We start from the raw sequence: 18,342 nt of genomic DNA on the forward strand, positions 1-18,342 counted from the left end.
TCCTATTGCTACAACCAAACCTACTCTTTCCGCACGCGCTCTAGCACGAGCTGGTTCATGGGGTTAGGCGTGAGTCCCTGTACGTTGTTCTGGGTTAGACGCACTACCTCGTCGTAGTACACGGCAATAACGGGGCTTTCCTCTACCACAAGGCGGTCCATTTGCTGGTAGAGGGCGTAGCGTTTTTCGGTGTTTTGCTCCAGTTTGGCCTGCTGGTAGAGCTGGTCGTAGGTGGCGCTTTTGAAGTGGGTTTTGTTGGGACCAGCTGGGGCGAAGTTCTTGCTGTAGAACAGGGCCAGGTAGTTTTCCGCGTCGGGGTAGTCGCCGAGCCAGCTGCGGGTGAAGAAGGCGGCGCGGCCGTTGTCAATCAGCTCCCCATGGGCAGCGGCCTGGTTGACGTCAATATCTACTTGCACGCCTACTTCGGCCCACTTTTTCTGGTAGTACTCGCAGTATTCCTTGGTTTCGGCCACCGTGCTCAGGCGCAGGCGCAGGGGTTTGCCGGGGCCGTAGCCCGCGGCGCGAAGCAGCTGCCGAGCCTTGTCGGGCTGGTAGGTGTAGCCGGGTACTAGGGCAGCACTGAAAGAAGGTAGGGAAGCTGGTACGAAGCCCGAGTTACCGGGTTTGCCCACATTGTTCAGGAAGTAAGCCAGAAACTCGGGCTTGTTAAGAGCGTAGTTCAGGGCTTGGCGCACGCGCTTGTCCTGGAGGGCGCGGCCGGTTTCGGCATTGTCGCCGCGCAGGTTGGTGGGGTCCTGCTGCATGCCCAGGTACTCGGTATTAAGGTAGGGCACTTTCTGGAAGCGGAACTTGCCCCGGAAGTCTTCGCGCACGGTGCCATCGGGGTAGAGGATAAGGTCGCGGGAGCCGCTGCGGATACCGCTCACGAAATCCAGCTTGCCCTGCATAAAGGTCAGAAACTCCGATTTGCGGTCCTGGATAAAGCTAATCTGCACCGCATCGAGGTAGGGTAGCTGTTTTCCTTGCGCGTCTTTTTTCCAGTAGGTGGGGTTGCGGTGGTAGATGATGGCGTTGCCCTCGTCCCACTCCTTGAACTGAAACGGCCCCGTGCCCACCGGATGCTCCCGGAAGTCTTTGCCATACTTTTGCACAGCCTCCCGCGGCACCACGTAGGCGTAAGGCATAGTCAGGATGCCCAGAAACGGAATGAACGGCTCTTGCAAATGAATGCGCAGGGTGGAGTCATTCACGGCTACAAAGCAAGTATCCGACGGCTCGCCCTGGCTGTTTTCCAGCACTTTACCCGGAAAATCCAACCGCCCGGGCTGGCCGTGCCCCATCCAGCAGCCGCCGGAAGCTGTACACGAAATCTTGAGCCGTAACGCGCCGCCCCTTGCCACCCGCAAACACCTCCGAATCGTGGAAAAACGCGTTGGGGCGCAGGGTGAAGGTGTAGCGCCGGCCGTCGGGGCTAATGTCGTAGCGGCGGGCCAAGGAAGGGCCAGGCTTCAGGCTGTCATCCAATTCAACCAACCCATTGTAGAGCTGGGTTACAGCCCAGGTATTGGCTTGGTTGCGGGCAAAGGCGGGGTCGAGGGAAGTGAGGCCTTCGGGTTGGTTGTAGCGAAACACCCGGCGCGCATCGGTGGTAGCGGTAGGGCCCGAGCAGGCGGCCAGCAGGGCGGTCAGGAGCAAAGCGGAACCAGCGGCGCAGCGCGAAAACGGGAGCATGGGAACGGCGAAACAGTGTATATTTGCAAAGGTATCCCACATCCGGGGTTTGCGGCCCACCTGCGGCGCCGACCTAGCCTTTCTTTATGAACCTGACCTACTACGGCCACGCTTGCTTCCTGCTCGAAGCCGGTGGCAGCAAAGTGCTTTTCGACCCGTTCATCCGCCACAACCCGTTGGCTCAGAACGTGGACGTGGATAAAATTGAGGCAGATTTCATTCTGCTCAGCCACGGCCACGGCGACCATGTCGGCGACGCGGAGGAAATCGGGAAGCGCACCGGTGCCGACCTGCTCGGGATGGTGGAAGTGCTGGGCTGGTTTGAGCAGAAAGGCCTGAAGGCTACTTACTCCATGAACCTGGGTGGCACGGTAAAGCTGCCCTTCGGCACGGTGAAAATGGTAGCCGCCGCGCACTCCAGCTCCCTACCCGATGGGTCCTATGGCGGACTGGCGGCCGGTTTTGTCATCGAAACCGAAGGCAAAACCTTCTACTTCGCCGGCGACACGGCTCTGACTTACGACATGAAAATCATTGGGGAGCGGCACCAGCTTGACTTTGCCATCCTACCCATTGGAGGCCACTACACCATGGGCGTGGACGATGCCTTAATTGCGGCCGACTGGACGGGTGCTCCCAAGGTTATTGGGATGCACTACGACACGTTCCCGCCCCTGGTTATCAACCACGAAGAAGCCAAAACCCAGGCCCAGCAGGCCGGCAAAGAGCTGGTGCTGCTGAATATTGGCGAAACGATTACGCTGTAAAAAGCAAGCAGCTCACTTCGGTTAGCTACCAGCTTTTTTTATTTCTTGCATTACCTGAGACAAGCTAACAGCTTCCCGCTGCTAGCCACCAGCTTCCAACCACATGGGCAAAATCATTGCGGTAGCCAACCAAAAGGGCGGGGTCGGTAAAACCACCTCCTCGATCAACCTCGCGGCCTCGCTGGCGGCGCTGGAATATCGGACCCTGCTCGTGGATGCCGACCCCCAGGCCAACGCCACTTCCGGCGTGGGCTTCGACCCGAAGGACATTCAGAACAGCATTTACGAGTGCATGGTAGACGGGATTAACGTGCAGGACATCATCCTGCAAACAACCCTGCTACCCCACCTCGACCTGATTCCCTCCCACATTGACCTGGTAGGGGCCGAGGTTGAGATGATCAACCTGCCCAACCGGGAGGAGAAGATGAAGGAGGCCCTGCGCCCCCTAGCCGATCAGTACGATTTTATCATCATCGACTGCTCCCCTTCCCTGGGTCTGATTACGGTAAACGCCCTCACGGCCGCGCACTCCGTAATTGTGCCGGTACAGTGCGAATACTTCGCGCTAGAAGGTTTGGGTAAACTGCTTAACACCATCAAAATCATCCAGAGCCGCCTGAACGAGGAACTGGAGATTGAGGGGATTCTGCTCACGATGTACGATGTGCGTCTGCGCCTCTCGAACCAGGTAGTGGAGGAAGTAAAGCTGCATTTCCAGCAGCTGGTCTTCGATACCATCATTCCGCGCAACGTGAAGCTGTCGGAGTCGCCGAGCTTCGGTATTCCGGTTATTCTGCACGATGCGGAAAGCAAGGGCAGCATCAGCTACCTCAACCTGGCCCGCGAAATTGTGGAGAAGAACGTGGTTTCGGCTGACCCCGAGCAGGAGCAGGCCGCGGAAGACACGGCCGCGTAGCGCTACCGCAGATGGTTAGCCCCGGCAAGACGGCACTGAATCGTTCAACGACAGGTGCCATCTTGCCGGGGCTTTTTCTTTTCAGCATCGCCTTGTGCCAGCCTATTACCCTTCCGTACTTAAACAATAGGTAGCTGACTGGTAGTGTTTCACGTTTTTTAAAGGCGTGGAACAAAATTTCCCCGCCATCCCAGGCGTTTGTGTATTTTTGAATCCCGCTTTCGCCCCGTGCTATTGGGCGAGGGCTGATTGCAGGTATGTCAGAGAAAAACGAAGAGAAAAATACGCCGGCCGCGGCTTCCGCAGCCGCTAAGCGCAAGGTTGGCGGCTTGGGCCGGGGACTGAATGCACTGATTGAGGGCAGCTACGAGAAGAAAAGCGAGCGGCTGGGCTTGGTTCCGCATCCCGTCAACTCGGTGGGCCTGATTGCCGTGAATCAGATTGAGGCCAACCCCTACCAGCCCCGCACCCACTTCGACCAGGCGGCCTTGCAGGAGCTAGCCGAAAGCATCAAGCTGCAGGGCATCATTCAGCCCGTTACAGTTCGCCAAACCGGCACGAATGCTTACCAGCTTATTTCGGGGGAACGGCGTTTGCAGGCCTCCAAGTTGGCCGGCCTCGATGCCATTCCGGCTTACATCCGCAAGGCTGATGACCAGCAGATGCTGGAAATGGCCCTCATCGAGAACATTCAGCGCGAGAACCTCAACGCTATTGAAATTGCCTTGAGCTATCAGCGCCTCGTGAGTGAGTGTAACCTGAAGCAGGAAGAGTTGGGCGACCGGGTGGGTAAAAACCGCTCTACCGTTACCAACTACCTGCGCCTGCTCAAGCTCCCCCCGATATCCAAATTGGCCTGCGCGACAATGTTATCAGCATGGGCCACGCCCGGGCGCTGGTAAACGTGGAAGATACTGAGCAGCAGATCAACCTGTTCCGCCGCATCGTGGATGAGGACCTTTCCGTGCGCCGGGTGGAGCAGCTGGTGCGCGCCGGTGCCGGCGCTACCCCCGACACGGAAAAGAAGCCTACCCAACCAGCAGCCCCAATAGTACCGCCGGCGGAACTCAAGCGCGCCGAGCGTCACCTCTCGGAACGTTTCGGCAGCCGCGTGATGGTGAAGCCCGGGCCCCAAGGTCGGGGCGAAATCAAAATTGCCTTCGACTCAGTAGAGGACATGCAGCGTATTCTGCACATCCTGCAGCCCGCGTAAACCCTCTAGTTCCGCGCCTACCTGCTTGCCTGCTACGCAGGTGGTTTCAGGGCGCGGGCCGAAAATCTGCTCTTCGGCCCTCCCTGCTTTCCGTTAGACTAACCGGACAAACCAGGCGTTAGCCGATGGTAGGCTTTATAGCCGAAGTCATAGGGTCCGGGTTTCGAAAGCGTAGTCAACCTCACCTGTCCGTAGCCTTCCCCTTGTTGTGGGCCCGAGCAGAAACACGATTTATGCACTGTTCACGTCTTTTCCTTCAGCTACTGCTTCTGGTTGGTTTGGTGCTGCTGCTGGGAAAGAGTGCGCAGGCACAAACCGTCACGGCTGGCCCGATTCAGCCCGGGTAGCTACCCAGGCTGTCCCCGATTCGTCGCGGCGCACGGAGCGGTTGCTGGGGATGCGCGTTACCCGGCCGCAAAAGGCTGCTCTACTGGCTTTGGTGCTACCGGGGGCCGGGCAGGTATATAATCACAAGTACTGGAAGCTGCCCTTGGTGTACGGGGCCATTGGGGCACGGGCTACGGCTTGTACTTCTACCAGATACGCTACAAGGCCTACGCCAAGGCCAAAAACGAACTTCTCGCCGGCAAGACGGTAGCGCAGGTTACTAATAACCTAGTTGACGAGGTAACGGATCAAGGCGTCCAAACGGGCCTGAATAACTACCGTACCTCCCGCGACACGTTTATTGCTTACACGGCCCTAGCCTACGGCATTACCATTCTGGACGCGTTGGTTGATGCCCACTTGCGCGACTTTGACATCAGCGAAGATTTAAGTTTGCGTCTTGACCCCGCCTTGCTTCCTTCTGCTTCACCAGTGCCACGCACAGGGCTGGCACTAACTTTCTACTTAAAATAGCGCACCTGCCTCCGGCGCTGCTTGTCCCAGCCGCCGCAACCAGCTGTCCGCTGCCAGCATTTTTTCAATGAAGCTCCTCCTGATTGGTTACGGCAAAATGGGCCGGGCCATCGAAGCCCAGGCCATTGCCCGGGGCCACCAGATAGCCGGCATCGTGGACCCTACCCGGCCCGATGTGCGCATCTCCGACTTTACAACCGAGCAGGTTGACGCGGCCATCGAGTTTACCCATCCCGACGCGGCCTTCCAAAATGTGGTAGCTTGTCTGAAACAGGGCATTCCGGTAGTATGCGGCTCCACCGGCTGGTTGCATCATTTTCCCGAGGCCCAGGCCTTGAGCCAGCAAACGACTACCCCCCTGTTCTATGCCTCCAACTACAGCGTAGGCGTAAACCTGTTCTTTCACTTCAATGAATACATAGCTGCCAAAATGCATCAGTTTGGTGGCTACGATGTGCAGGTCCGGGAGATTCACCACACCCAGAAGGTGGACCAGCCCAGCGGAACGGCCCTAACGACGGCGGAAGGCATCCTGCGTCATTTCCCCGGCAAAACCACGTGGCGCAACGAAACAACTACTACCCCCACGGAGCTGGCCATTCTTTCGGAGCGCGAGGGGCGGTAGTAGGCACCCACATCGTTACTTACTCCTCCCCGCCGACAGCATTGAGCTTAAGCACGAGGCCCATACCCGCGAAGGCTTCGTGCAGGGCGCGCTGTTGGCGGCTGAGTGGCTTCCCGGTCGCCAGGGCGTATTCGGCATGAAGGACTTGCTGGGCTTGTAATGGGTGAAGTTGCGCAAGGTGAAATTGTGAAAAATGCTTCTTTCACAATTTCACCTTGCGCAACTTCACCGCTTCCCGCATTATTTCGCATCTTCCGGCGTTCATCCGGAGAGAGGCCGGCGCGTGCCGGCTGTTCGTATTTTCTGGCCTCTGATTCATTATGGCAGTACAATCCTGGGAGAAATACCTCGAGAAGAATAAGCCGGCGCCCGCGCCTCCCGCAGGAGAACCTAAGAAGCGCAAGAGCGTGGTTAGGGAATGGGGCGATGCCATTTTGTTTGCGGTGGTGGCGGCTACGCTTATCCGTTGGGCCACCTTTGAGGCTTACACCATCCCGACGCCCTCCATGGAGCACTCTCTGCTGGTGGGCGATTATCTATTCGTGAGCAAGCTGCACTACGGCCCGCGCACGCCCCAAACGCCCCTGCAGGTGCCCCTAACGCACCAAACTATCTGGGGACCAGCCTGAAAAGCTACTCTGACCTAATTCAGCTGCCGAGCTACCGTCTGCCGGGCTTTTCGGAGGTGAAGAATAACGACGTGGTGGTATTCAACGTGCCCTTCGAGGCGGAGCATCCCGCCGACTTGCGCACAAACTACATCAAGCGCTGCATTGCTATTGCCGGCGACGTGCTGGAAATTAAACAGGGGCAAGTGTTTGTGAATGGAAAGCAGGCTGCTAATTATCCGGAGATGCAGAGCAGCTACTTTCTGCAAGTACCGCAGCCCAACGACGACCTAGCCGACGCCTTCAAGCGCTTTGGTGTGTGGGAGCAAAGCTCCCCGATGGCATGCCATTTCAGATGCAGACGGCCCAATACGGGCTGGGCTACGAGGTGCACATGACCCAAGCTGCTTACGAGTACTTCAAGCAGCAGCCTTACATCAAGGGCATCATTGATTTGAAGACGCCCGTGGGCCAGCCCGAGCGCCAGCAGGTGTTCCCCAACAACCCCGACTCGCCCTACAGCCAGCCCCTAACTACCCCGCCCTTCCCTACCTGGAACAAGGACAACTACGGGCCTTTGCAAATCCCGAAGGAGGGTCAGACGGTGCAGCTTACCCCGCAGAACTCGCCCATCTACCAGAAAATCATTCTGCGCTACGAGCATAATGAAGGCATGAGCGTGGATGCTAGCGGCCAAATTCTGCAGAACGGTCAGCCGCTGAAGAGCTACACGTTTAAGCAGAACTACTACTTCATGATGGGCGACAACCGCCACAATTCGCTCGACTCCCGCTTCTGGGCTTCGTGCCCGAAGACCACATTGTAGGCAAAGCCGTGCTTATCTGGATGTCCGTAGATCCTACTGCTTCCTTCGCCCAGAAAATCCGCTGGAACCGCTTGTTCGACCTAGTCAATTAACATCACGGATTTAACCAGATTTGTCGGATACCACCACGGATTCGTTCTAGACATGATCCACTTCTGAAGCCGGATAAAGAGAACTTGAAGAACAAAAAGGGCCTTCCAGCTGGAAGGCCCTTTTTTGTTGTGACATGTTGGACGCAGAACAAATCTGTGGCATTCGACAAATCCGGCTAGAACTGTGCTTTACCAATTGATGGGAGCTTGACCGTGTTGCTCTAGGTAGGCATTGGTTTGGCTGAAGGGCCGGGAGCCAAAAAAGCCCCGATCGGCGGCGTAGGGTGAGGGGTGAGCGGCTTTGAGCACCAAATGTTTGCGGGTGTCGATGATTTCACCTTTTTTCTGAGCGGAAGCTCCCCAGAGAATAAATACGACGTTTTTCTTGTGGTCGGAAATCTGTTGAATAACGGCATCGGTAAACTGCTCCCAGCCCTTTTTCTGGTGACTGGCCGGCTCCCCAGCTCGCACCGTCAGGGTGGCGTTCAGCAGTAGCACACCTTGCTGAGCCCATCGGTCGAGGTTGCCGTTGGGAGCGGGTGGGGTACCAGGCAAATCGCTCTGCAGTTCCTTGAAAATGTTCTGCAGGGAAGGTGGAGTCCGGACGCCTTCAGCCACCGAAAAGCTCAGGCCGTGCGCCTGCCCTTGCCGTGGTAGGGGTCTTGGCCTAGAATAACCACTTTCACCTCATCAAAGGGGCAGGCGTCGAAGGCGTGAAATATCTGCGGGCCGGGCGGATACACCGTGGCGGTTGCGTATTCGCCTTTTACAAAGGCAATGAGGTGGTTGAAATACGGCTTTTCGAATTCGGCCGCTAGGACCTTGCGCCAGCTTTCTTCTATCTTTACAGACATACGGGAGAGGATTATTTTTTCGGTTGAGTGGGCCTTGCAGTGCAGTGGCTACGTAGATAAACCAAATTCCGCATACGGCTGTTAGCTTTTTCTACCCGTACCCCAGGCGCTATGAATACCATTTCCACCCAGGGAGTAACCGTTAGCGTTACCACCAACTACCTACCCGACTACTCCAGTCCGGGTCAGGAACACTACGTTTTTGCTTACAAAATTGATATCCGCAACGACAGCGAATACACGGTAAAACTGCTGCGTCGTCACTGGTACATCTACGACGCCAACGGGGTTGTTCGGGAGGTGGAGGGTGAAGGCGTAGTGGGCCAGCAGCCCGTGCTGGAGCCCGGCGAGTCGCACCAGTACGTGTCGGGCTGCAACCTGAAGTCGGGGCTGGGCAAGATGCGCGGCACCTACCAAATGGAGCGCCTCATGGATGGCAGCGAGTTTACGGTCGAAATTCCGGAGTTTACTTTGGTGGTGCCCTACCGCCTCAATTAGCGCAGTTGGCGCATGCTAGCCTGCGCCTTTAGCCGCTCCGAGCTTTCGGGGCGGCTTTTTTGTGCCTGGCTGCTCCCTCTAATTTCCTAGCCGGCTTCGACGGCGCGTGCTGTATCTTCGCCCCAGCAGTTTCCTTTATTTTATCACAACTCGCCCGCGCCGGGTTCTTGCGCTTCTCCGCCGTTGCTATTTCAGATTCTCAGCTACCTCCGCTTTCTGGCCGGGTCCGGTAACGCGCACGGGCTCCATTCGCCGTTTGTATTCGGCCTGTACGCGCACGTAGTCAACCACAGCGGGCATTTCGCTGCGTATGATGCCGTAGAAGCCCGGCGCCAGGAGCTGTTAGCCGACCCTACCTCTATTCAGGTGCGGGACTTCGGAGCGGGCTCTCACACTGGGGCGGGCCGCACCCGCCGCCTGCGCGATATTGCCCGGACAGCCGCCAAGCCGCCCAAACTGGGGCAGTTGCTATTCCGCCTAGTCAACCACTTTCAGCCACGCACCATTGTGGAGCTGGGCACCTCCCTGGGCCTGACAACCGCCTACCTCAGCGCCGCCAACTCGCGGGCCTGCGTACTCACCTTCGAGGGCTGCCCTCAAACTGCCGCCGTTGCCCGCCAGACCTTTCAGCAGCTGGAACTGCCGGCCGTGGAGCTCATTGAAGGCAACTTGGATGATACCCTGGCCCCTACCCTCGCCGCACTACCCACGCCCGTCGACTTTGCCTTCTTCGATGGCAACCACCGCTACGAGCCCACAGTGCGCTACTTCGAGCAGCTGAACCGCTACCGCACCGACTCAAGCGTGTTCGTGCTGGATGACATTCATTGGTCCGAAGAAATGGAGCAGGCCTGGGCTACTATCAAGCAGCACCCCGACGTAACCGTTACCGTGGATCTGTTTTTCATCGGCCTAGTTTTCTTTCGCCGAAATCAGCCAAAACAGCATTTTTCGCTTCGTTTTGATAACCCGTTTGATAACCTGTTAGAGCGAGTTGAATGGCTTGCTTCGTAGTGGTAAGCTCAACCGCAGGATAATTACTAAAATAAATAGCAAAACAAAGCCGCCGAATACTAGTATATTTGGCATACGTGCGGTTGTCACCCCGCCAACACGGCTGCCTTAAAAGCAGTGAAGCCCGTGTTGTAGCACGGGCTTCGGGATAAGTAGGGTGTTTAGGCCACCCTCAAATCCATTGGTATGGGACAGGGTCGTACTGACATGGATGGGCTTCGTTTCCAATGCTCCATTCATGTGACCACTACTTTTGTAGTAAAGGTAGTGGCCGCTTTAGGCGGAATGGGAGGTTTGTACCTCCTGTTTAATCCTTAGCGGTAACGGTAGCAGGGGGCGGTAAGCTTCCTGCTACTTTTGTTTTCAACGAAGCAAATATACTGGATGTTTTGGCAAACAAGTTATACCGTTCGTTGGGGGTTTCCGGCTAGCAAATTGCCAGGATTCCCCACCCGCAACTAGGCTACCGGATGGCCTGGCGCACGCGCGTGAGCTTCAGGAGCAAATCTTCGAGCCGGTCCAGGGCCAGCATGTTGGCCCCGTCCGATTTGGCGGTGGCCGGCGTGGGGTGGGTCTCGATAAACAGGCCGTCGGCGCCTACGGCAATGGCAGCTTTGGCAATGGTTTCAATGAGTTGAGGCTTGCCGCCCGTCACGCCGCTGCTTTGGTTGGGCTGCTGCAGGGAATGGGTCACGTCCATTACCACCGGCACGCCAAACTCGCGCATAGCGGGCAGGTTGCGGAAATCCACTACCAGGTCGGAGTAGCCGAAAGAGTTGCCCCGGTCGGTCAGAATCACGTTTTCGTTGCCCGACTGGCGCACCTTGTCCACGGCAAACTGCATGGATTCGCCGCTCAGGAACTGTCCTTTCTTCACGTTCACGACTTTTCCGGTTTTGGCGGCGGCTACCAGCAAATCCGTTTGCCGGCACAGGAAAGCCGGAATCTGGAGCACATCCACGTACTCGGCGGCCAGCGCGGCTTCCTCCGACTCGTGAATGTCCGTCACGGTAGGCACCCCGATTTCCCGCCCTACTTTCTGCAGAATGCGCAAGGCTTTTTCGTCGCCGATGCCCGTGTAAGAATCGAGGCGGGAGCGGTTGGCTTTGCGGTAAGAGCCCTTAAAGATGTAGGGAATCTGCAGCTTATCGGTAAGGGTGCGGACTTGCTCGGCAATACGTAGGGCCATGTCCTCACCCTCAATCACGCAGGGGCCCGCCATCAGGAAAAACTGACCGGAATCGGTGTGGCGAAAATGGGGCAGAACGTTGGCAAGAGCTTGAATCATGGTAGACGAAGATGGGCCGCCTAAAGCGTGGCAGCTAGTAAATGAATGGAAAGCGGTTGAGCGAGTTGCTAGTAAGAACCCGGCAGCCGCTTCCTTTTTAAACATATAAACAACTCTCGCCCCGGCGTGGGGCAAGGAGTTGGTGGCCGTCTCGAAATGAGCGAAGTCGAAATAGGGCGCAAAGTAGGCACGATATTCTTCGCGGGAGCCACCGAAGGGCGGGCCCGGCTGGCTGAACTCTGTATCGAAGAGTAAGCCCATTAGGGTGCCGCCGGGCCGCAGCAGGTGCGCGCACTGCCGGGCGTAAGCCAGCCGCAGGCTAGGATCGAGGGCGCAAAAGAAGGTCTGCTCCACAATGAGGTCAAACGCCGGGGTAGGCTCCAGGGTGAAGAAATCCTGCTGCAACAAATGAGCCGCCGGGAAAGTCGGGACGCGCTGCTGGAAGTCGTGCAGGGGCGCGGGCGCTACATCGGCCACCCACACGTTGGGCCAGCCCTGGCGGTGCAGGTATTCGGCCTCGTAAGCCCGGCCGGCGCCCGGAATCAGGATGCGGCGCTCGTCGGGTAGTCCTAGCTGCCTGAAATAATCCAGCAGCGGTGGCGTTATGCTGCCCGCATCCCAGCCGGTTTGCCCGGCCAAGTAGCGCTGCTGCCAATACGCCGCGTCAAGTTGCGAATCCGGGTGCATATTGTAGCGAGGTTGTACCTTCGGCACTTGCCTGGGTACGGAACTCCGTTATTTTTGCCCTAAAGGTACTACCTCCGCCCGGACTCTCCGGGCCTCACTTAACCCCTCTTGCGATGGAACAAGACCAGAGCCCCGAGCCGAAGAACAACAACCGCGTCCTCCTGATTGTGGCCCTGATTCTGGTGCTGCTTGGCATCAACGGCCTGCTTTTCTACATGAATCAGCAGAAATCCAAGCAGAATGAACAGCTCCAAGCCGACGTAGTAACCAAGGATGCCAAGCTGGAAGAGCAGATTAAGCAGTATGAGGCCCTGAAAGCCGATTACGAGCGGCAAAGCCAGGAAGTGCAGGGCATGGGCCTGGCCAATGACTCGCTGGAAGCCAAGCTGGCCCAAATTAACGCCGACCTGCTGAAGCTCCGCTCCTTCCGGGCCGGTAGCTTCAGCATTGCCGAGCAGAATCGGTTCAAGCAGCGCGCCACCAACTTCGAGGCCCAACTGCGGAAGAAAGACGAGGAAATTGCCCAGCTGAAAGCCGACAACGAAGCGCTGTATACCGAGACGACCACGCTGAAAGAGCGCCAAAACAAGCTTACGGACACTATTTCAACGGTAGTGCGCTCCAACCAGGAGCTCAACGAGAAGGTAACTATTGCTTCCCGTCTGCAAGCTGAAAACATTCGGGTGGGAGTTGTCAACAGCCGCGAGAAAGAAAAGTCGGATGAAGACAACGAGTTCAAAGCTAAGCGTGTCGAGAAAATTAAGGTAACCTTCAACCTCGCTCGCAACGACGTGTCGCCGAAGGAAACCAAGCAGATTCTGATGCGTCTGATTGAGCCCGACGGCGCCGCCTTATACAACCTGAGCACCGGGGCGGCACCTTCATGATTGATGGCGCCGAGGCATTTTACACTGCCAAACAAGACCTCGTATTCGACAACACCCGTCAGCCCGTGCAATTTCTGTACGCTAAAGGTGCCGGCTACAAAACCGGCCTCCACACCGTAGAGCTGTATGAAGGCGGCGTAATGATTGGCAAAACCACCTTCACGCTTAAATAAATCACGGATTTAGCCCGATTTATCGAATGCCACGCATTCTTTCTAGCCTCCTGCGGGCAAAGTAGCATGATAGAGTAGGACAACAAGAAAGGCCTTCCATCTGGAAGGCCTTTCTTGTTTGGAAGTATGCAGGACGTAGAGCACATCCGTATAAACCGACGAATCTAGCTAAATCTGTGATTCGTAGTCGTCTAGCTTCTTGAGGGTAGCCTTGATATTTTCCGTGAACAGCACGACGACCGAGCCGGGCTGCGCCGTGTTGAGCACGTGGTCAATGGCGTCCATTTCGTTTTCGATGTAGGTAATGGGTAGCTCCGGATTATCCAGGCGTAGGCCGCGGGTCATGATTTCGTGGAGTTCCTCGGCGGTTTTACCGCGCAAGTCCCGATCCTGACGCAGCACCACCTCATCGAAAATACGGCCCGCCACCCGGGCGAAGCTAAGCGTGTCCTCGTCGCGCCGGTCGCCCAGGCCCGACACCACCCCTACCTTGCGGGTCGCCTCCGTGGCATTCAGAAACTCGGCAAACTTCTCGATGCCGTGGGTATTGTGGGCATAATCCACAATTACCTCGAAAGTCGGAAACTTATACACATTCATGCGGCCCGGCGTTTTGGCGGCCGAGGGTACAAACGTGCGCAGGGCCTGCTTGATGTCGTCCTTGTCGAAGCCGTAGCAGTAGCAAGCCAGGGCCGCAGCCAGCGAATTTTCAATGTTGAATGTAGCCCTACCCCAAACGTGATAGGGAACTCCGAGGCACGGTCGATGCGCAGCTTATAGCTGTTCTTATAAATGGTGATGTAGCCCTCCTCGTACACGGCGGCCAGCCCACCACTTTCGGCGTGCTCCCGGATGCGGGGGCTGTGCTCATTCATACTAAAAAGCGCCACTTTGCACTCCAACTTCTCCCGCATGGCGTACACCAAGTCGTTATCGGCGTTGAGTACAGCCCACCCGTTTTTGTGCACCGTACGAGGCAATACGCCCTTAACGGCCGCCATTTCCTCCACCGTATAAATGTCGCGCATCCCCAGGTGGTCAGCCGCTACGTTGGTTACGATGGCCACGTCGCAGGTATGAAAGCCCAGGCCTGAGCGAAGCATGCCGCCCCGCGCCGTTTCCAGCACCGCAAAGTTTACCGTCGGGTCTTTCAGCACAAACTCCGCGCTTTGCCCTCCGGTGCAGTCCCCACTCTGCAATTGCACACCTTGTATATAAATGCCGCTGGTGGTAGTGTGGCCTACCTTGTAGCCTTTGGACGCTACAATGTGGGACAGCAAGTGAGTAGTAGTGGTTTTGCCGTTGGTACCGGTTACAGCGAAAATCGGAATACGAGCCGTGCTGCCGGTTGGGAATAGCATATCCACTACCGGCGCGGCCACGTTCCGGGGCAGGCCCTCGGTGGGGGCAATGTGCATGCGGAAACCAGGCGCCGCGTTAACCTCAATAACGGCCCCGCGCGTCTCGTTCAGCGGAATGGCAATGTCAGACGTCAGTAGGTCAATACCACAGATATCCAAGCCGATAATGCCGGCTACCCGCTCCGCTAGCAACACATTGTACGGGTGTACCAGGTCAGTGACGTCCGTGGCGGTGCCGCCTGTGCTGATGTTAGCCGTGCTTTTCAAGTAGAGTTCCTTGCCCGCGGGCAGCACGGAATCTATGGTTAGGTCCTGCACGCGCAGAATGTCCAGCGTGTGCTGGTCGGCCTTAATGCTGGTCAGCTCCTTTTCGTGGCCGATACCGCGGCGTGGGTCCTCGTTAATCTTATCAATAAGCTGCTGAATGGTGCTAACTCCATCCCCGGTTACGGCCGCCGGAGTGCGTTTGGCAGCGGCAATGAGCTTACCGTTAACTACTAGCAGTCGGTAATCGTGGCCCTCAATGAACTGCTCCACAATAACGGCCCGGGAGTACTTCTGCGCGGCTTGTAACCCTTCCACGGCATCTTCCCAGTTCATGATGCGGATAGTAGCGCCTTTGCCGTGGTTGCCATCCAGGGGCTTGGTCACGATGGGAAAACCCAAGTCCTCCACGGCGTCACGCAAGCCCGCCTCCGAGTACACTGTGGTGCCATAGGGAACGGGTACGCCCGCGTCCTTCAGCATGGCTTTGGTGCGGTTTTTATTACCCGCTACCTCTACCCCGCGTGGGAAGTATAGCTGGTAGTAGTAGCCCAAATGCGCTTCTGGTTAACTCCGTAGCCCAGCTGGATAATATTGCTATTCTTGAGCTGGATGTAGGGGATGTTGCGCGAAGCCGCTTCGGCCACAATGCTGTAGGTACTCGGACCAAAAAATTCCTCTTCCCGGATTTCGTGCAGCTCTTCAATGATGGGTTTCAGGTCCACTGGCTGGCCCTTGCATAGATCCTCCACGATGTGCACGGCGGCCTCAGCGGCCACGCGCCCGGCCCGCTCTTCCTGGTAGCAGAACACCACAAAATCTACGCCCTCCTGATGCGCCGGGTACGACTTACCCCAGATTACTGGCATACCAGCCGTGCGTTGCAGGGCCAGCGCCACCTGCAGAATCACGTAGCCTAGGGGTTCACCGTCGGCTAGCTGCTCCTCGGTAAGCGGTGGGTTTTTCGTCGACGATTTATCCAAATCGCCGGTCTGCGGTTGGGCTAGCTCAGGCAACAGCTTCGGCAGCTGCTCAGCTAAGGCCGGCACGCTGTTCGACCACGTATCGGCCAGATCCTGCAGGTCTACTTTCATCACAATCAGCTTGTGATGTTTCACAGACCAGTAGCTGGGGCCGCGCATTGTGCGGAGGTCAATAATCTTCATGGGAAAAAGATGAAAAGGGAATAAGGATGTACGCTTCTCTACGCGGGAATGAAATGTAGGGATAATGCCGTTGTAATCATTTTTAGCCTATTGGAGGGATAATCCGCGCCGTGACAGTATTTGCGGTATAAATATTTATTACAAACTGCCGCCCTTAGTTCTGTTACATTGCAACAGGCTGGCTGCAAGCTCAACTCTGCTTTAAGGCTATTAAATGCAAAAACCCCGGTCGGGGCTAATCGACCGGGGTACTAGGCACTCTGAAAACAGGAAAAAGAGGTGACGAGCGGATTCGAACCGCTGTAGGAGGTTTTGCAGACCTCTACCTAGCCACTCGGTCACGTCACCAGTGGTTTTGAGGATGCAAACATACGCCTTAATCCGACTTCAGCCAAGCTCACCAGCGTATTTTCGCTTGTTAACCGGTTAAGTCACTGGATTTCTGCAGCAAATTTTATAGCTCTTTCGTTTCCGCGACAGGGGGAACTGTACTTTCGAGCTTATGGCGCATCAAACTAGTAACGCGGAATTTGGATTGGCCTTTTAGTCGGGACCCTGATTCCTCGTCACTGGCTTGATGCGCCCAGGCTCGGAAAAACAGCCTTGCTTACCTCCTATGCAACAAAAAGGCCCCGGATTGCTCCGGGGCCTCTTGTTTATCAAGCCAAAGGGCTGGCGAAATTACTCGCCGCCCTGCTCGTTACCTAGCATCTTGTCGCGCAGTGCGGACAGAGCGTCTAGGTCACCGAGGGTCGACTTCTCAGCCGTGGCGGGCTTCTTCAGGTCGCTTAGTTTGCCTTCGCCCTGAGCGCCAGCAGCGGCACCCGTAGCAGGCTTCTTCTTCGCGAACTTCGAAGCGCGGGAATCTTCTTCCTGAGCCTGGTTGAACACAGCAGTATGCGACAGCACGATACGGCGGTCATCCTTCGAGAATTCAACTACGCGGAAGTCCAGGGTTTCGCCGTTCTCAGCGTTGCTGTTGTCTTCCTTCACCAGCGACTTGGGGTACGCGAAGCCTTCGATGCCGTAGGGCAACTCGAGCACCGCACCACGGTCGTTTTTCTCGGTGATGGTAGCCTTGTGCACCGAGCCGGGAGTAAATACCGTCTGGAACGTATCCCAGGGGTTTTCTTCCAGCTGCTTGTGGCCCAGGGCCAGACGACGGTTGGCTACGTCCAGCTCCAGAACTACTACGTCCAGACGGTCACCCACCTTCACTACTTCCGAAGGATGCTTGATCTTCTTGGTCCACGACAAGTCTGAAACGTGCACGAGGCCGTCCACACCTTCTTCCAGCTCTACGAACAGGCCGAAGTTGGTCAGGTTGCGCACCAGACCGTTGTGGTTGGTACCTACGGCATACTTCGTAGCGAAGTCGCCGCGGGTCCATGGATCCTCGCTCAGTTGCTTGATACCCAGGCTCATCTTACGGTCTTCGCGGTCGAGGGTCAGGATCTGCGCCTCTACTACGTCGCCCTGCTTGATGAAGTCCTGCGGGTTACGCAGGTGCTGGCTCCAGCTCATTTCTGAAACGTGGATCAGGCCTTCTACGCCGGGAATGATTTCCATGAACGCACCGTAGTCGGCAACGTTCACGATGCGGCCTTTCACCTTCGAGCCTACGCCCATGTCGGCGCCCAGCGAATCCCATGGGTGGGGGGTCAGCTGCTTCAGGCCGAGGCTGATACGCTTCTTGGCTTCGTCGAAGTCAAGCACTACGATATTCAGCTTCTGGTCAAGCTGCAGTACTTCGCTCGGGTGAGCGATGCGGCCCCACGAGATGTCGGTGATGTGCAGCAGACCGTCTACGCCACCGAGGTCGATGAACACACCGAAGTTGGTCATGTTCTTGATAACGCCCTCGAGGATCTGGCCTTTTTCCAGGTTGTTGAGGATGGCTTCGCGCTGCTTCTCGAGGTCTTTCTCGATCAGGACTTTGTGCGAAACTACCACGTTGTCGAAAGCGGCGTTGATTTTCACCACTTTCACTTCCATGCGACGACCTACATAGATGTCGAAGTCACGGATGGGCTTCACGTCAATCTGCGAGCCGGGCAAGAAGGCTTCTACGCCGTCCAGATCCATGATCAGACCACCTTTTGTACGACGCTTTACTACGCCTTCCAGAACGGTGTCGTTCTCCAAAGCGTCGTAAATAGCTTTCCAAGCCTGCTTGATCTTGGCCTTCTTACGCGACAGGATTAGCTGACCGTTCTGGTCTTCCTGGTCCTCGATGAACACCTCCACCTCGTCGCCCACTTTCAGCTCGGGCAGGTCGCGGAATTCGGAGAGGGGCACCAGACCATCGGATTTGAAGCCGATGTTCAGGATTACGTCGCGGTCAGTGATGCCCACTACGGTGCCTTTAATTACTTCTTCCTCCTGGACGGTAGTCAGCGTGCCGCTGTACATTTCCTCCATCTCGGCGCGCTGCTCAGCGGTATAGTTACCACCAAAGCTGTTTGCTCCAACGTTGTCCCAGTCGAAGTTGTCTACTATTTCTGCCATGATATGATGCAGTGGCCCTCATGTACACGTCCGGCGCAG

Annotated in this window: 15 protein-coding genes, 1 tRNA gene and 5 pseudogenes; 11 read left to right on the forward strand and 10 right to left on the reverse strand. The window is 56.7% G+C overall.

From position 1 onward, the window contains the following. Positions 1 to 20: 20 nt before the first annotated feature. Entirely contained in the window at positions 21 to 1,301 is a 1,281-nt protein-coding gene (locus MUN84_RS05455) for an ABC transporter substrate-binding protein (RefSeq protein WP_262920653.1), read from the reverse strand. Next, positions 1,261 to 1,692 carry an ABC transporter substrate-binding protein gene (locus tag MUN84_RS22860; RefSeq protein WP_262920654.1) on the reverse strand — a complete coding sequence of 144 codons (432 nt, stop codon included), beginning with the start codon at positions 1,690 to 1,692 and terminating at the stop codon, positions 1,261 to 1,263. The genes MUN84_RS05455 and MUN84_RS22860 overlap by 41 nt, the downstream gene beginning before the upstream one ends. A gap of 86 nt (positions 1,693 to 1,778) precedes the next feature. Here MUN84_RS22860 and MUN84_RS05460 point away from each other — a divergent pair, with 86 nt between their 5' ends. From MUN84_RS05460 to lepB, 7 genes and pseudogenes are all read left to right on the forward strand, one after another. Further along, positions 1,779 to 2,459, forward strand: a complete 681-nt coding sequence (locus MUN84_RS05460) for a metal-dependent hydrolase (protein WP_244696984.1) — start codon at positions 1,779 to 1,781, stop codon at positions 2,457 to 2,459. 103 nt (positions 2,460 to 2,562) lie between these two features. Next, on the forward strand, positions 2,563 to 3,378 hold the full coding sequence (locus MUN84_RS05465; protein WP_188559207.1) for a ParA family protein: 816 nt from the start codon (positions 2,563 to 2,565) through the stop codon (positions 3,376 to 3,378). 257 nt (positions 3,379 to 3,635) lie between these two features. Next, a pseudogene (locus MUN84_RS05470) lies at positions 3,636 to 4,591 on the forward strand (ParB/RepB/Spo0J family partition protein). 397 nt (positions 4,592 to 4,988) lie between these two features. Beyond that, a pseudogene (locus tag MUN84_RS05475) lies at positions 4,989 to 5,452 on the forward strand (DUF5683 domain-containing protein). A 67-nt stretch (positions 5,453 to 5,519) separates the two neighbouring features. Next, on the forward strand, positions 5,520 to 6,077 hold the full coding sequence (locus tag MUN84_RS05480) for a 4-hydroxy-tetrahydrodipicolinate reductase (RefSeq protein WP_317239127.1): 558 nt from the start codon (positions 5,520 to 5,522) through the stop codon (positions 6,075 to 6,077). A 79-nt stretch (positions 6,078 to 6,156) separates the two neighbouring features. Beyond that, a complete protein-coding gene (locus MUN84_RS23605; RefSeq protein ID WP_317239197.1) occupies positions 6,157 to 6,237 on the forward strand; it encodes a hypothetical protein in 81 nt (26 codons plus the stop codon). Positions 6,238 to 6,397: 160 nt separating this feature from the next. Continuing rightward, a pseudogene (lepB, locus tag MUN84_RS24445) lies at positions 6,398 to 7,603 on the forward strand (signal peptidase I). 189 nt (positions 7,604 to 7,792) lie between these two features. Here the strand turns inward: lepB and ung are convergent. Continuing rightward, positions 7,793 to 8,457: pseudogene (ung, locus tag MUN84_RS05490) on the reverse strand (uracil-DNA glycosylase). Positions 8,458 to 8,568: 111 nt separating this feature from the next. On the opposite strand from ung, the gene apaG reads away from it, so the two are divergent. Further along, the gene (gene apaG / locus MUN84_RS05495; protein WP_188559201.1) at positions 8,569 to 8,955 is read left to right on the forward strand and encodes a Co2+/Mg2+ efflux protein ApaG; all 387 of its coding nucleotides are present in this window, start codon (positions 8,569 to 8,571) and stop codon (positions 8,953 to 8,955) included. A 183-nt stretch (positions 8,956 to 9,138) separates the two neighbouring features. Next, a complete protein-coding gene (locus MUN84_RS05500) occupies positions 9,139 to 9,969 on the forward strand; it encodes an O-methyltransferase (RefSeq protein WP_244696985.1) in 831 nt (276 codons plus the stop codon). Between the two features lie 463 nt (positions 9,970 to 10,432). Here MUN84_RS05500 and kdsA read toward each other — a convergent pair whose 3' ends face one another. Together kdsA and MUN84_RS05510 are read right to left on the reverse strand one after the other, a co-directional pair. Further along, a complete protein-coding gene (gene kdsA, locus MUN84_RS05505) occupies positions 10,433 to 11,257 on the reverse strand; it encodes a 3-deoxy-8-phosphooctulonate synthase (RefSeq protein ID WP_244698671.1) in 825 nt (274 codons plus the stop codon). A gap of 189 nt (positions 11,258 to 11,446) precedes the next feature. Next, positions 11,447 to 11,944: pseudogene (locus tag MUN84_RS05510) on the reverse strand (methyltransferase domain-containing protein); the annotation flags it as partial. A gap of 113 nt (positions 11,945 to 12,057) precedes the next feature. Between MUN84_RS05510 and MUN84_RS05515 the strand changes: the two are divergent. After that, positions 12,058 to 12,831 carry a hypothetical protein gene (locus MUN84_RS05515; protein ID WP_244696986.1) on the forward strand — a complete coding sequence of 258 codons (774 nt, stop codon included), beginning with the start codon at positions 12,058 to 12,060 and terminating at the stop codon, positions 12,829 to 12,831. Further along, positions 12,828 to 13,004, forward strand: a complete 177-nt coding sequence (locus MUN84_RS05520) for a hypothetical protein (protein ID WP_244696987.1) — start codon at positions 12,828 to 12,830, stop codon at positions 13,002 to 13,004. Before MUN84_RS05515 ends, MUN84_RS05520 begins: the two co-directional genes overlap by 4 nt. Before the next feature lie 168 nt (positions 13,005 to 13,172). Here the strand turns inward: MUN84_RS05520 and MUN84_RS05525 are convergent, their stop codons facing one another. From MUN84_RS05525 to rpsA, 5 genes are all read right to left on the reverse strand, one after another. After that, positions 13,173 to 13,604: a glutamate ligase domain-containing protein gene (locus MUN84_RS05525; protein WP_244696988.1), complete on the reverse strand. Its 432-nt coding sequence runs from the start codon at positions 13,602 to 13,604 to the stop codon at positions 13,173 to 13,175. Continuing rightward, positions 13,601 to 15,184, reverse strand: a complete 1,584-nt coding sequence (locus MUN84_RS05530) for a Mur ligase family protein (RefSeq protein WP_244696989.1) — start codon at positions 15,182 to 15,184, stop codon at positions 13,601 to 13,603. Before MUN84_RS05530 ends, MUN84_RS05525 begins: the two co-directional genes overlap by 4 nt. Beyond that, a complete protein-coding gene (locus MUN84_RS05535; protein ID WP_244696990.1) occupies positions 15,145 to 15,795 on the reverse strand; it encodes a cyanophycin synthetase family protein in 651 nt (216 codons plus the stop codon). Before MUN84_RS05535 ends, MUN84_RS05530 begins: the two co-directional genes overlap by 40 nt. 277 nt (positions 15,796 to 16,072) lie before the next feature. Next, positions 16,073 to 16,143, reverse strand: a tRNA-Cys gene (locus MUN84_RS05540). Positions 16,144 to 16,476: 333 nt separating this feature from the next. Beyond that, a complete protein-coding gene (rpsA, locus tag MUN84_RS05545; RefSeq protein WP_244696991.1) occupies positions 16,477 to 18,303 on the reverse strand; it encodes a 30S ribosomal protein S1 in 1,827 nt (608 codons plus the stop codon). Positions 18,304 to 18,342: the final 39 nt, after the last annotated feature.

The sequence above is a fragment of the Hymenobacter sp. 5516J-16 genome, from assembly GCF_022919335.1.
Taxonomy (GTDB): domain Bacteria; phylum Bacteroidota; class Bacteroidia; order Cytophagales; family Hymenobacteraceae; genus Hymenobacter; species Hymenobacter sublimis.